The 13353-nt window shown below is 70.7% G+C and carries 17 protein-coding genes; 10 read left to right on the top strand and 7 right to left on the bottom strand.

The annotated features are described in order from the left end of the window. Window position 1 precedes the first annotated feature (1 nt). Window positions 2-1420, top strand: a complete 1419-nt coding sequence (locus tag CHB84_RS08540; protein ID WP_089300984.1) for an MFS transporter — start codon at window positions 2-4, stop codon at window positions 1418-1420. 13 nt (window positions 1421-1433) lie between these two features. Then, on the top strand, window positions 1434-1814 hold the full coding sequence (locus CHB84_RS08545; protein WP_089300985.1) for a PPOX class F420-dependent oxidoreductase: 381 nt from the start codon (window positions 1434-1436) through the stop codon (window positions 1812-1814). A gap of 46 nt (window positions 1815-1860) precedes the next feature. Here the strand turns inward: CHB84_RS08545 and CHB84_RS08550 are convergent, their stop codons facing one another. Then, window positions 1861-2523 (bottom strand): TetR/AcrR family transcriptional regulator, encoded by a 663-nt coding sequence (locus CHB84_RS08550; RefSeq protein WP_141134618.1) that lies wholly within the window; start codon window positions 2521-2523, stop codon window positions 1861-1863. 98 nt (window positions 2524-2621) lie between these two features. On the opposite strand from CHB84_RS08550, the gene CHB84_RS08555 reads away from it, so the two are divergent. The 4 genes from CHB84_RS08555 (at window position 2622) to CHB84_RS08570 (ending at window position 6107) form a co-directional block, all read left to right on the top strand. Next, window positions 2622-3539: an oxygenase MpaB family protein gene (locus CHB84_RS08555; protein ID WP_089300987.1), complete on the top strand. Its 918-nt coding sequence runs from the start codon at window positions 2622-2624 to the stop codon at window positions 3537-3539. A 45-nt stretch (window positions 3540-3584) separates the two neighbouring features. After that, window positions 3585-3983 carry a hypothetical protein gene (locus CHB84_RS08560; RefSeq protein ID WP_089300988.1) on the top strand — a complete coding sequence of 133 codons (399 nt, stop codon included), beginning with the start codon at window positions 3585-3587 and terminating at the stop codon, window positions 3981-3983. A gap of 126 nt (window positions 3984-4109) precedes the next feature. Then, entirely contained in the window at window positions 4110-5390 is a 1281-nt protein-coding gene (locus CHB84_RS08565) for a lactate 2-monooxygenase (protein ID WP_089300989.1), read from the top strand. 405 nt (window positions 5391-5795) lie between these two features. After that, on the top strand, window positions 5796-6107 hold the full coding sequence (locus CHB84_RS08570; protein ID WP_176439860.1) for an IclR family transcriptional regulator domain-containing protein: 312 nt from the start codon (window positions 5796-5798) through the stop codon (window positions 6105-6107). A gap of 58 nt (window positions 6108-6165) precedes the next feature. Here the strand turns inward: CHB84_RS08570 and CHB84_RS08575 are convergent, their stop codons facing one another. After that, window positions 6166-7002, bottom strand: coding sequence for an SDR family oxidoreductase (locus CHB84_RS08575; protein WP_089301069.1), 837 nt, complete (start codon window positions 7000-7002; stop codon window positions 6166-6168). A 124-nt stretch (window positions 7003-7126) separates the two neighbouring features. Here CHB84_RS08575 and CHB84_RS08580 point away from each other — a divergent pair, with 124 nt between their 5' ends. Next, entirely contained in the window at window positions 7127-7822 is a 696-nt protein-coding gene (locus CHB84_RS08580; RefSeq protein ID WP_089300991.1) for an acetoacetate decarboxylase family protein, read from the top strand. 22 nt (window positions 7823-7844) lie between these two features. Here CHB84_RS08580 and CHB84_RS08585 read toward each other — a convergent pair whose 3' ends face one another. Next, entirely contained in the window at window positions 7845-8060 is a 216-nt protein-coding gene (locus CHB84_RS08585) for a hypothetical protein (RefSeq protein WP_141134619.1), read from the bottom strand. 30 nt (window positions 8061-8090) lie between these two features. On the opposite strand from CHB84_RS08585, the gene CHB84_RS08590 reads away from it, so the two are divergent. After that, window positions 8091-8828, top strand: coding sequence for a cupin domain-containing protein (locus CHB84_RS08590; RefSeq protein WP_089300993.1), 738 nt, complete (start codon window positions 8091-8093; stop codon window positions 8826-8828). An 8-nt stretch (window positions 8829-8836) separates the two neighbouring features. Here CHB84_RS08590 and CHB84_RS08595 read toward each other — a convergent pair whose 3' ends face one another. Genes CHB84_RS08595 through CHB84_RS08610 form a run of 4 tightly spaced genes read right to left on the bottom strand, consistent with a single transcriptional unit; the run spans window position 8837 to window position 12360 of the window. Next, window positions 8837-9481 (bottom strand): response regulator transcription factor, encoded by a 645-nt coding sequence (locus tag CHB84_RS08595; RefSeq protein WP_176439861.1) that lies wholly within the window; start codon window positions 9479-9481, stop codon window positions 8837-8839. Continuing rightward, the gene (locus CHB84_RS08600; RefSeq protein WP_089300994.1) at window positions 9469-10617 is read right to left on the bottom strand and encodes a sensor histidine kinase; all 1149 of its coding nucleotides are present in this window, start codon (window positions 10615-10617) and stop codon (window positions 9469-9471) included. Before CHB84_RS08600 ends, CHB84_RS08595 begins: the two co-directional genes overlap by 13 nt. Next, the gene (locus CHB84_RS08605) at window positions 10614-11285 is read right to left on the bottom strand and encodes a sensor domain-containing protein (RefSeq protein ID WP_089300995.1); all 672 of its coding nucleotides are present in this window, start codon (window positions 11283-11285) and stop codon (window positions 10614-10616) included. Before CHB84_RS08605 ends, CHB84_RS08600 begins: the two co-directional genes overlap by 4 nt. After that, on the bottom strand, window positions 11242-12360 hold the full coding sequence (locus CHB84_RS08610) for a fatty acid desaturase family protein (protein ID WP_089300996.1): 1119 nt from the start codon (window positions 12358-12360) through the stop codon (window positions 11242-11244). Before CHB84_RS08610 ends, CHB84_RS08605 begins: the two co-directional genes overlap by 44 nt. A 395-nt stretch (window positions 12361-12755) precedes the next feature. Between CHB84_RS08610 and CHB84_RS08615 the strand changes: the two genes are divergently transcribed. Further along, a complete protein-coding gene (locus tag CHB84_RS08615) occupies window positions 12756-13091 on the top strand; it encodes a hypothetical protein (protein WP_089300997.1) in 336 nt (111 codons plus the stop codon). Continuing rightward, window positions 13088-13285, top strand: coding sequence for a hypothetical protein (locus CHB84_RS08620; RefSeq protein WP_089300998.1), 198 nt, complete (start codon window positions 13088-13090; stop codon window positions 13283-13285). Before CHB84_RS08615 ends, CHB84_RS08620 begins: the two co-directional genes overlap by 4 nt. Window positions 13286-13353 lie beyond the last annotated feature (68 nt).

The following is a 13353-nucleotide window of genomic DNA, read 5'->3' on the forward strand; positions in this document are numbered from 1 at the left end:
CATGTCCGCCCATCACGGCACGCCCGAACGCACCCGCTGGGCAGCCGTCGTGGCCCTCGCGATGATCATCTTCCTGGCGGGCCTCGACATGACCATCGCGGCGATCGCGCTGCCCGCCATCGGCGACGAGTTCGGCGTGCCCGCCGGTAGCACCCAGTGGGTCCAGCTCGGCTACCTGCTGCCGCTCGTGGCACTGGTCATCCCGGTCGGTCGCTGGCTGGACAGCGCCGCGCTGCGTCCGGTGCTCGTCACCGGGGCGCTCGGGTTCAGAGTCGCGAGCGCGCTGATCGCGGCGGCGCCCGGGTTCGCGCTGCTGACCGCGGGCCGGGCTGTCCAGGGCGCGTTCGCCGCCGCGATGACCGCGCTGATCTTTCCTGCTGTCTCCACCCTCGTGGAACCCCAGCACCGCGGCAGGGCATTCGGCCTGTTCGCCACCCTCGGCCCCATCGGCACGGTGGCGGGCCCCGCCGTGGGCGGCGCGCTGATCGAAGCCTGGGGATGGCGGGCCACGTTCCTGGTGCACCTGCCGGTCGCGCTCGCGGTCGCGTGGCTGGCGCACCGCACCGTTCCCGGAGGCGGCCGGCTCCGGTTGCCCGGCCGCGGCTGGCTCGCCGACGCACTGGGCCTCGGAACCGTGCTGGTCGCCGCATTCGTCGCGCTCGACCGGGTCGAGACCGTGGCCACGGCGGATGTCGACTGGTTCGGCATCGGTGCAGCGCTCGCCCTCGCCGCGGTCGCCGGAGGGTGGTGGGTACGACGCGCCGACTCCCGACCGGTGCTCGACGTCCTGGGACGTCCCGCGCTGTGGCCCTCACTGGTTGCCCTGCCGTTGGGGACCGCGACCAGCGGTGGGCTGTTCTTCCTCATCCCGTACCTGCTCGTCACCGTGGTCGGCAGCGACTCGGTGCTGGCCGGGACCACGCTCGCCGCGCTACCGCTGGCGATGGCGCTCTGCTCGCCGCTGGCGGGATGGCTGGCCGACCACATCAGCCCCCGCAGGGTGGCGGCCGCCGGGGCGCTGGTCGCAGCGCTCGGCGCGCTGGGCCTGCAGACCGTCGACGCCCAGGCCGGAGCCGTCGCGGTGGCGTGGCCGCTGGCCGTGGTGGGAATCGGTGCCGGGCTGTTCACCGGCCCCAACAGCAGCGCGATCCTGTCGGCCACACCGGACGGGATGGCGGCCACCGTCGGTGCTGTCACCCAGATGGGCCGTACGCTCGGCTTCGCGCTCGGCCCGGCGGTGGCTGCGCTGACCTGGCACCTGGCAGGCGGCGGAATCGGTGGTTTCCACCTCGGCGCCGGAGCCGTCCTCGCGCTCGCCGCCCTCGCTGCAGTGTTCGCAGCCGCCGCGCGGACCCCCAGCGGACCGGTGGAGGCAGCATCCCCGGCCCCGACCGAACAGCACGTGCACGAATCCGCATGAAAGGAGCACAGTGATGAGCAGCGCCTTCTCCGATGCCGAGCGGGCCTTTCTCGCCGAGGGAGGCAAGTTGGGTCACCTCGCCACCGTCGACGAGCACGGCCGGCCGCACAACGTGCCGCTGGGGTGGACCTACAACGCCGATCTGGACACCATCGACATCGGGGGACACGACTTCGCCCGCACCCGGAAGTTCCGTAACGTGCAGGGCAACCCGCTGGTGTGCTTCGTGGTCGACGACGTGTTGCCGCCATGGAGGCCGCGTGCGGTCCAGGTCCGTGGCCGTGCCGAGGCACTGCCCGCGGCCACCCCTTACGGCGGCGGCGGGCCGGTGCCGATGATCCGGATCACACCAGCCGGCGTCGTCAGCTGGGGTATGGAACACGTCGACGCCTGAGCGTTCTTCGCGCGGCTGATCGTGGCGTTCGAGGAGCGGGCCGTACTTACTCGGTCGGGTCAGCGCGGGAAGCGCCGTCCGCCGAACGGCTGATGGCGCGAGGGAGATCGACGCTGGTGACCAGCATCCCCGCCAGCACGTCGGTGAGCTGCTCGCGCGAGGTGTCGAGCCGGTCACGTAGCCACATCGCCACCACCTCGAGTACGCCGCTGGCCAGGGTGAGCGCGGCCAGCTCGGCGTCCGACTCCGAGGGTGCTCGCTCCCCGAGCAGCGCGCGGCTCTGGGTGGTCATGGTGCGGGCCAGTGACCTGATGACCTCGTTCCGCCCGGCGCGGAGCGCGTCGGTGGCTTGGGACTCGACAAGCAGCGTGCCGCGTCGCCGATCCTCGGTGACGAACTCCAGACCCGCCGCGATGGCGGCGCGCATGACCGTGGGGATATCGGTTTCCGCGCGGGCTACGGCGCCGAGAACGTGCTGGATACCGGCGGCGGTGACGTCGTCGAGTACCGCCTTCAGGAGAGCGTCGCGGTCCCGGAAGTGCTCGTAGAAGTACCGGTCATTGAGCCGTGCCCTGTGGCAGACCGCGCGCATTGTCACGCCGGTCGCGCCGTGCTCGGCCAGTACGTCCAGGGCGGCATCGAGCAGCGCGGCGCGGCGTTCGGATTGCCGCTCGCGGGCCGTCTTCCCCCCGTACATGCGCGTTGTCACGCGCGCATCGTCTCACGCTTGACGGGAAGCGTTATCTGGTGGAGGCTGACACCAAATAAATATGGTGTTGAGTGACACCAGATTAGGAGAGGTGGAGCATGGTTCGGACGGCGAGCCGGCGCGACGCCGAGCCGGTCAAGAGCGGCGACGAGCGGCGTCGTCCCATGGAGCCGGGCGGGATCCTGTGGGACGACGCCGGGCTGGTCACCTTCCCGCTGACCACGGGATCTGCGTTCTTGCTCCAGGTCATGCACCCGTCGATCGGCGCCGTCGTCGGGGAGCGCTCGGTCTTTCGTACCGACGCCGTCGGCCGGGCGGCGCGCAGCGTCGCCTCGGTCATGACATGGATCTACGGGGGCGAGGAGGCACTGGCCGAGGGGGACCGGCTCCGCGCGATGCACGCGCCCCTCAAGTCCGTCGACGAGCACGGTGTGACGCACCACGCGCTGACGTCGGGTCCGTGGGCGTGGGTAATGCTGACCGCACCGTACTCCTTCCTGATCGCCGGGGAGTACTTCGCGCGGCGTAGCCCCACCGGTGCCGAGTGCGAAGCGCTGTACGGCGAGCTCGTCCAGGTGATGCGCAACCTCCACGTCCCGGAGAAGGAGATCGCGGCCACGTACGAGGAGTACCGCGTCACATTCGACGAGATCATCGATCAGGTGCTGGTCGCCCATCGGACGGCGTGGGAGTACCTGCGCACCGTCCGTCACGTACCGCCGCCACCGGGCATGCCGGGGCTGCTGCGGCCACTGTGGCGGGTGCTGATGGACCTCCCCGGGAGGCTGCAATACTTCGTGACCATCGGCACGCTTCCCGGGAAGGCGCGCGAGAAGCTCGGTATCGCGTGGACGGCCGCCGACGAGCGGCGCTTGCGCCGCTTCGGCCGCGCCATCGCCTACCTCCTGCCTGTGCTTCCGGAGCGGCTGCGCTACCTGCCGATCGCGTACGAGGCACGCCGTGCCGAGCGCGCACGACGCCGGCTGCACGCCGTGCTCGCCCGCCGGCCCAGGTGACGGAACCCAGGGCGGTGGCGGTGGCTGCTCGGCACGTGGTTCGCCGTGTTGCTGGCGTTCACCGCGCTGCTTCGCTGGGCGCTGGCCGAGACGCGCTCGGGTCCGGTAACCGGTCCCGTGCCCGGGGCCGGTGCCGCGGAGGTCCCGCCGCCCGCGCCGCTCGGGACACCGATGTTCGGTGGGCTCATGTTGTTCGTGCTGGGCCTCGACCCACTCGGCGAGATCGCCACCGCGGTGCGCGATGCCCGCGCCTCCGAGGATCCGCGGGCCGTGCCCGGCAGCGTCCCGCCGGGACCGGAGCAGCCCGAGCCGCCGAGGCCGGATCCGGTGTGGCCGTACGGTCTCGTGTTCGACGTGCTGCTCGCAGCCGGCGCGATCGCGCTGACCATCCGGCGGCTCCACACGCCCGTCCGCTCGCTGCCACGAGGCGTGCGGATCGCCTGACTCCCACCGGGCCATGCCGGACAGCCCGACACGCCATGCCGGATCGACGAACACGGTGTGTCCCGGTGCCCGACACGGCATTATGCTGGCGTGTCTGCACGCTCGGGCGAGCACCAAGGGAGCAGCATGACCGATCCGATCGAGACCGTGGGCCGTGCGATCCAGGGGCGGATCTACCGCGACGGGGTGTTCGGCAAGCGCCCGCCGGTCCCTGTGCACCCCGACCGGCTCGAAGCGGCCGCTCGCAGGGCGATGGGCAGGGACGCGTGGGGCTACACCGCGGGCTCGGCCGGGCTGGAGGCCACCGCGTCTGCCAACAGGGCCGCGTTCGACCGGCGGCGCATCGTGCCGCGCATGCTGACCGACGTGGCCGAGCGCGACATCTCGGTCGAGCTGTTCGGCAGGCGGCACTCCTCCCCGCTGCTGTTCGCGCCGATCGGCGTGCTGGAGCTGATGCACCGCGACGCCGACCTCGCCGTCGCGCGGGCCGCGCGGGAGCTCGGCATCCCGATGACCATCTCGACGCAGGCATCCCACCCGATGGAGGACATCTGCGCAGAGCTCGGCGAGACCGACCGGTGGTTCCAGCTGTACTGGAGCAAGGACAAGGACGTGGTGGCGAGCATGCTCGACCGCGCGGAGCGCTGCGGGGCAGGCGCGATCGTGGTCACGCTCGACACCCACATCCTTGGCTGGCGCACCCGCGACCTCGACCGCGCGTTCCTGCCGTTCGCGCGGGGGCAGGGCATCGCGCAGTACACCAGCGATCCCGCCTTCACCGACCTGGTCCGCAGGCGGGCGGAGCACGGGCGGCAGGACGGTGAGACGCCGCGGCCGACGCTGACGGCGCTGAGGTCGCTTGTCTCCATGTCACGCCGCTACCCGGGTCGCTTCCGGGACAACCTGCGCTCGCCGTTGCCGCGGACAGCTGTGGAGACCTTCCTCGACGTGTTCTCCAACTCGGGATTGACCTGGGAGGACCTCCCGTTCCTCCGGCAGCACACCTCGCTGCCGATCGTGCTCAAGGGTCTGCAGCACCCCGAGGACGCCGCACGCGCCCTCGACGCCGGCGTGGACGGGATCGTGGTGTCCAACCACGGGGGACGGCAGGTCGACGGGGCCGTCGGGTCGCTGGACGCGCTTCCCGGGATCGTGGACAGGGTGGCAGGGCAGGTTCCGGTGCTGTTCGACAGCGGCATCCGCACCGGAGCCGACGTCTTCAAGGCCCTTGCCCTCGGCGCGAGCGCGGTACTCGTCGGCAGGCCCTACGCCTACGGTCTGGCCGTAGCCGGGCAGACCGGCGTGCGCGAGGTGACCGAGCACCTGCTCGCCGAGCTGGACATCACCATGGGCCTGACCGGCTGCCGCTCGATCGGTGCCATCGGCCCGGAACGCCTGACCGGCTGAGCCGGCGCGCGCTGCCGATCAGGGCAGCATGTGCACAGTGATGGACCGGTACCGGCCGGCGAAACCGCCGTCGAGCGTGGTGATGTGTCCGGAGTGGAGAAGGAGAGCGATACCTGACATCGCGCCCGATTGCGTAGAAGGCAACATTGGTTTCGTGTGCCGTTACTCGCGGTGGAGGTTGTGCGGCAAGAGGAGGACGGACGTGGCGCGGCCGATGCTCAGCAGAGTGGCGACCGACACCGAGCGCATCGCGGGTATCGAGGTCCTCGAGGAAGGCGGATGCCGGGTCATCGAGACCGTGCGTTCCGAGCGTTACCAGCGGTTCCTGGGGTTCGAGGGAGAGGTCTTCGACCCGTGGCGCTCCGCGAGTGGCCTCGTGCTGCTCGCGTTCAGCGACCCGGGCCGGTGCGAGTCCTTCTGGAGTCCGCGACCGAGGCGGGTGTCGACGTCGCGGGGCTGCGCGCACGGCTCGAGGACGCCCGGCAGGCGGGTTACGCGTTCAGCTCGGGCGGGCTGGACCCGCTCATCGCCGACGTGGCGGTGCCGGTGCGCGGGGCGGGCGGGCACTGCCGCGCCGCCGTGTCGGTGACCGGGTTCGTGCAGGACTTCGACAGCGACGCCGTCGCGCACGCGCAGCAGGCGGCCGCGGACGCGGCGGGTGATCTCGAGGGCCTGCTCGACGACAGCGGCTCGGCCCGCGAGGCGCGGGTGAGCTGAGGCACATCGTGCCCACGCGCCCGGCACACCATGTCCGTACGCTCGACACGGCGAGCTGTCAGCTGACGATGCCGCGCAGGCCGTCCTCGCCGTAGGCGGGTTCCAGCCACGGCCGGAGGTCGGGGCCCCTGCGTAGCGAGTGCCCACCATCCACATTGATCACCTGGCCGGTGAGCCAACTCGACTCAGGGCCGATGAGGAAGCGGACCGCCGCGGCGATGTCGCCGACCTCCCCGAGGCGCGGGAGCGGTATGCACGACTCGTAGTCGTCGCGGACGGGGTTGTCGGATCCGGTGATGGCCTCGACCATCTCGGTGCGGACCAGGCCGGGGCGGACACAGTTCACGCGCACGTTGCTCGGCCCGAGCTCGTCCGCGGCCAGCCGGCAGAGGTGGTCGACACCGGCCTTGGTCACGCCGTATGGGCCGAACCAGCGGTGGGTGTTGGAGCTGGCGATCGACGAGATACCGACGATGGCGCCCCCGCCCGCTTTGGCCATATACGCGCCCGCGTGTTTGAGCGCCAGCATCGTGCCGGTCAGGTTCGTGTCCAGCGCGCCGTTCCACTCCTCGACCGGCATATGGGTGATGGGGCCGACCCAGCTGTTCCCGCCCGCGCAGGTCACCACGCCGTCCAGCCGGCCACCGGCGCGCTCGCCCGCCCGTGCCACCGCGCCCGCGACGGCGTCCTCATCGGAGACGTCGGCGACCACGTATCCCGCGCGGCTGCCCGCGGCGGCGTGCGCGGAGATCTCCTCGACCGCGGCGATCAGCGTGGCCTCCGTGCGGCCGCACACGGTGACGTGCGCTCCCTCGGCCGCGAGGTGCCGCGCCACGCCGAGGCCGATACCGCTGCCGCCCCCTGTGACAAGGACGCCCATGCCCTCGACGCTCATGATGCGCACCGCCCGAGCGCCGAAGGGGAACAGGTTCTCCTGGTCGAGTGAACGTGATCGTTGGTCATGGCAAGCATTGTGCTGGAGTAGTGACGAACTAGCAAGAACATGTTCTACTATGGTTATGGCGAGTCATCTCATCCAGGGCGAGCGGGTCACCATGCCGGTCGAGGTGCGGCAGGCGAGCGCGTGCTCGGCCATGTTCCTGGTGCCGGCGCGGACGGCACGGTCGATCATCGACTACTCGGGGCTGGACGTCGTCGAGCCCCTGCCGGGCAGGGCGATGTGCTCGCTGGCGTTCGTGCGTTATGTCGACAGCGACCTGGGGCCGTACCACGAGTTCGCCATCGCGTTCCTCGCCCGCCGACCCGGGGCGTCGAAGCGGGAGGTCGGCGCGTTCATTCACTGGCTGCCGGTCAACCAGGAGTTCACGCTGGAGGCGGGCAGGGTGATCTGGGGCTTTCCGAAGGAGATGGCCGACATCCATCTGGAGCTCGACGGGCCCGTGCAGCGCTGCGTGGTCAGCGCGGGCGGGCAGGGCGTCATCGACCTACGCATCGGCAGGGGCCTGCCCGTGCCGAGCGGGATCGCGCGCACCTCCGTGGCCGCCTACACCTGCCTGGACGGCAAGCTGCGACGCACCCCGTGGGTCATGCGTCCCGGCGGTGTGCGCTCCCGGCCCGGTGGGGTGCGGATGGAGCTCGGCGAGCACCCGATCGCCGAGGAGCTGCGACGGCTCGGCCTACCGAAGGCGGCGCTGGGTACCAGCGGCATCGGCCGCCTGGAGATGACCTTCGCCGACGCCGAGGCTGTCACGTAGACGCAGCCGGTGACGCCCGCGCCTACAGCTCCGGGCCGGTGAGCACGAGCACGCGTTCCTCGGTGGCCTCCGCGACCGCCGAGGCCAGGCCCTCCCTGCCGATCCCGGAGTCATTCACCCCCGCCGTAGGGCAGCTGGTCGGCGCGGACACGTTCGGCCGGCCTCCGGAGTCGCTGTTACGGGCGCGGGTGATGCGTACGGTCGTCGGCGGCCGCACGGTGTGAGGGAGCGCGCTCACCCGGAGCGATCCGGCCCGTACGATCGCAGGATGACCACGGTCCTGCACCTGACTCCGCTCGAGGAGTACGACGCCGCGGGGGAGAGGCTCCATCCCTCCTCGCTGGATACCGAAGGTTTCGTGCACTGCACCGGTGACGGCGACACGCTGCTGGCGGTGGCCAACCACCTCTACCGCGAGGCCGACGGCCAGTTCGTCGCGTTGGAGGTCGACACCGCGCGCAACACGGCATCGACCGTGTTCGAGGAGGCCGCGCCCGCACCGCCCCCCGGCGTCGACGCGTCGGTCCGGTTCCCGCACATCTACGGGCCCATCGACCTCTCGGCTGTGGTGGGGCTGCGGTACGCGCGCAGGACGCTGGACGGCCGCTTTGTCGACTTCGAGCCCCGGCCGTCCCGCGCCGAGGAGCTGGACCTGCTCCCGCACCCCGAAGGCGGCTGGTACCGCCGCACGTGGACCAGCCCCACGCGGCTGCCCGTCGATGACGGGTCCCGTGCCGCGGCCACGGCGATCCACTACCTGCTCGCCGACGGCCGGACCTCGCGATGGCACAGGGTGGGCTCGGACGAGCTGTGGCTGTGGCACGGGCCGGGAACGCTCGATCTCGAGCTGGACTCGGGTGAGTCCCGATTGGACGGTGCACGAACGGCGCAGGTGCTCGTGCCCGGCGGGACCTGGCAGCGCGCACGGGCACACGGCGACGTTCTCGTCAGCTGCGTGGTCTGCCCAGGATTCGACTTCGCCGACTTCCAGATGCTGGATACCTGAGGTACCGCTCAGCGGCGGTCCAGGTAGGTGAGCACCGCGCGGACCCTGCGGTGCCCCTCGGCGTCACCCGGCAGGTCGAGCTTGGCGAAGATGTTGCCGATGTGCTTCTCCACAGCGCCGTGCGAGAGGACGGCCTCGCGCGCGATCGCCGTGTTGGACAGCCCCTGCGCCATCAGCCGCAGCACCTCGGTCTCGCGCGCGCTCAGCCGCTCGAGCGGGCTGCCGCCACGGCGGGCCATCAGCTGCGCGATCACCTGCTGGTCGATGGCCGTGCCGCCCGCGGCTACCCGGCGCAAAGCGTCCAGGAACTCGTCGACGTCGGCCACGCGCTCCTTGAGCAGGTATCCGACCCCGCCCGTCCCTCCGGCGAACAGGTCGACGGCGTAGGTCTCCTCCACGTACTGGGAGAGCACGAGAACCGGCAGGCCGGGAACGAGCTCACGCGCCTGAAGCGCCGCGCTGAGCCCTTCCGCGGTGTAGGTGGGTGGCATCCGGACGTCGACGAGCGCGAGGTCGGGCCGGTGGCGCCGGATGGCGTCCAGCAGGTCCTCGCCGTTGTCGACCGCCGCGACGGTGCTGATGCCGCCGTCGGCGAGCACGTGTTCGAGCCCCGCGCGGACGAGCGCGGCGTCCTCGGCGATCACCACACGCACGGCAGCACCGTCCTGATCGTTGTCGGCCCGCCCGGCGGGCTGTGCGCGGTGACCGTGCCGTCGATCGCGGCCGCGCGGTCGGCCAGCCCCGACAGGCCGTGTCCCTGGTGTAGCTGCGCCCCGCCCGCACCGTCGTCGGTGATCTCGACGACGACGGCCTGGCTGTCCCGCTCGATACGCACCCGCGCCCGGTTCGCGCCGGAGTGCTTGGCGACGTTGGTCAGGGCCTCGCCGACGATGAAGTACGCGCAGGTCTCCACGGCGCTCGGTGGTCGTGGCGTGACGACCGCCTCGTCGACGGAGATCTCGACGGGGACGGGGCAGCTCGCGGCGAGCTCCGAGGCCGCGGCGTCCAGACCGCGGTCGGCCAGCACGGCGGGATAGATGCCGCGGGCGAGGTCGCGCAGCTCGGTGACCGCGGTCTTGGCATTGGCGTGCGCGTCGTCGACGAGGTCCCGTGCGGCGTCGGGATCGGTGCTCATCTTCGCTCTCGCCCTCCCGAGGTTCATGGCCAGCGAGACCAGGCGCTGCTGTGCCCCGTCGTGCAGGTCCCGTTCGATGCGCCGCCGCTCGCTCTCGGCCGCGTTCACCCCGCGTGCTCGCGAAGCCTGTAATCGCTGGGCCTTGGCCGCCAACCGTCGCGACGTGTCCGGGCCGAGCAACGCCATGGCCATTCTGCCGTGCAGCCAGGCCAGCCCCGGCGTTACCCAGACCCCCACCGGGACGAGCACGATACCCGCGAGCCCGACCACCAGCTCGAGCACGCCGAGCGGGAACGCAAGCAGCAGGTAGGCGAGGTCACGCCAGGTGCTCGGGTCGGTCAGCCGCGTGCGCCAGCGCTGCACGGGCCCTCCTGACTCGGGGATGCGCGTGACCGGCGGCAGGGGCGCGTCGAGCAGGGTGCGCACCCACTGGCGTTCCCGGTCGGCGAGGTAGCGTACGAGCGCGGTCGTGGCCATCAGGATCGGAACGCCGACCCAGATGACGGTGGTGGCGATGCCGACAAGGGTGAGCACGGTGATCGCGACGAAGTGCCCGAGCCTGATCGGGAAGCTCGCGACCAGGAAGGTGGTCGCCGCGACGGCGCGCGGCCGCCGCAGCTGACCGCTCTCCGTGCCGTCCCGCACCGCAGTCATGACGCGCTCGCCGGTATTGTGCCGAGCATACTGCGCGCGAACCTCGCGTGGGCGGTGCCGAGTGCTTTGGTGAGCGCTACGGTGACCAGCACAGCCACCACACCTGCGATCGCGAACGGTAGCGCGTCGGCGACGGAGTCGACCGTGAACCACTGGTGCCCGGGCTCGTAACTGGGGAAGTGGTAGGCCCCGCCGGGGAGGAACCGGTAGTAGATCGGCAACCCGACGAGCGCCAGGCTGGTCGACCACGTCGTGACCATCAGCACGAACTCGAGGATACCGATCGGGAGCAGCGTGAGCAGGTAACCGAGATCCTTCCAGGTGGCGGTGTCTCGCAGGCGGGCCTTCCAGCGCACCGACTCGCGTGCATCGGGCAGCTCCCGGTACGGCTCGGCGATGGCGGTCCCCAGCAGGGCGTGCACCCTTGCGCGTTCGAGCACGGCGCCGCCGTGCCACAGCAGGACTGTGGCGGCTCCGGTGACCAGGCCGATCCAGATGACGGCGGTTCCGACGCTCACCGCGATCAGGCTGACGAGCAGGGAGAACCAGAACACGCCGAGAGGGAGGTTCAGCAGCAGGAAAGCCAGCGAGCCGAGTACCGGTGGGCGTCCGGTCGCGGGCCGGTCACCGGTGCGTTCGGTCACGACGTCGGGGCTGGTCTGTGTCATGCTGCCAGTCTGGCGATGCGGGGTGTCCGGTCGCCATACCGCTCACGGGCGTTCCCGAGGTGGGGTTAGCCCCACCCCCGGCGCGCGGGCGCCCGTCACGGAGTGGCTCGCCCACACGGTGCAGGTGCCGGAACGCTTCGCGCCATGAGTGGAGCAACCCCAGCTCGTGGTAGGTGACGCCGAGGCGGGCGCAGTGTGCTCGCACGATCGGGCGTGCCGCTCGCAGGTGCGGGCTCGGCATGTTCGGGAACAGGTGGTGCTCGATCTGGTGGTTCAGGCCTCCGAGGGCGAGATCGGTCAGCCGCCCTCCGCGCACGTTGCGCGAGGTGAGGACCTGCTTGCGGAGGAAGTCGGTTCGCTCGTCCGGTTCCGGCATTCCCTTGTGGTTGGGTGCGAATATCGCTCCCAGGTAGACGCCCCACAGTGCTTTGTGTACAGCGATGAAGACGAGCGCCTGCGGCAGGGGCAGGACTGCCCCTACGGCTGCGAGGTAGGACGCGAAGTGCACGAGCAGCAGCGTGGCCTCCGTCCCGCGCCGGTTGGTGCGCGGGTCGAGTACCGCCCGCACGCCTGCGTAGTGCAGGTTCAGGCCTTCGAGCGTGAGCAGGGGGACGAACAGGAACGCCTGCCACCTGGCGATGAGCCGCGTCGCGCCGCCGCTGCGTCTCGCTTGCTCTCGCGACCACACCAGGATCGTCGGGTCGAAATCGGGGTCGAGCCGCTCGTGGTTCGGGTTGGCGTGGTGCCGGGTGTGCTTGGTCATCCACCAGCCGTAGGACATGCCGATGGCCAGGTTGCCGAGCACCCTGCCCGCGATCTCGCTCGCGCGCCTGGTGCGGAACACCTGGCGGTGCGCGACGTCGTGCGCGAGCAGGGCTACCTGCCCGTTGAGTACGGCGAGCAACACCGGGATCCCGAGCTGCCACCATGTGGACCCGAGGGCGAGGAATGCGGCCCACGTCGCTGCGAGTGATGCGGTCACCACGGTGATGCGGGCGATGTAGTAGCCGGGGCGCCCGCGCAGCAGGCCTGCCGCGCGGACCTGCCGGGAGAGCTCGGTGAAGTCGCTGGTCATGCACCGAGTCTCGACATGGCACCGCGCGACCGACATGCGGTGCGCACCCCAACCGGAACGGGGGTGTGCCCCACCAGGAGGTTACGGATAGCCTGCGGAACGCGCCGTGTTCCGTGTTCGTTCTTCCCACACGGGTTCGCGTTGCCGGGGGATCGCGGGTTCGAGCCAGGGTGGTGGGGTGCAGTAGGGGTTGCCGCCGCTTCCCATGTGGATGTTCCACTCGGAGTGGTGAATGATGCGGTGGTGCTCGGTGCACAGCAAGGCCAGGTTGGCGGGACCTTGAGAATATGCTCTAGCGACTGACCAGGGGAAACGGCCTTCCTACCGATGTAAGTCGGCCCCGGCCGGCGAGTATCCGCCGAGTCCGGGGCCCTACCGGTAACGGAGGTACCGGCATGTCCCACCCTACCCACCCCACCACGTGTCCATCGTTCTGCTTCACGGGTGAGAGCGAGCACGACTACGACAACATTGCAGACACTTGGGCGCATACCCGCCACGTCGGCACCGTCGAAACCACCCACAACGACCTCGGCGGTTACGATATCGGCAACGGGCTCACGGTCAGCATTGCTCGGCACGAACCCCGCCCCATCGAGATCGCGGTGTGCGTCGAGGACCACGCCGAGTGCTGCATACTCACGCCGCGTCAGGCGCTCGAGCTGGCGCAACTATTCGTCACCGCCACCAGGATGGCGCTCGAGCAGGCCGAGGCGGGTGAGAACTCGTGAACGAGGAGAGCAGGAGGTACACGTTCACCGCGCTCCGTCCTGCCGAGGTGGGTGGCGGCAACTGCTCGATCGTGGTGCGCCGCGTCGGCCAGCGGGTCGAGCTGCTCGTGCACGGTGTATTCGAGGCCGCAGCGGTGCTGACCCTGACGCAGGCGGTCGACGTGTCTGAGGCGCTCTCACGGGCGGCTGAGTAGCGTTCTCGCGCGCTCGCACGACGTACCTGGTACGGAAAGGAAGGGGCCAAGAAAGTGAACATCCCAGA

The sequence above is a fragment of the Haloechinothrix alba genome (genome assembly GCF_900188115.1).
In the GTDB taxonomy this organism is placed as follows: domain Bacteria; phylum Actinomycetota; class Actinomycetes; order Mycobacteriales; family Pseudonocardiaceae; genus Haloechinothrix; species Haloechinothrix alba.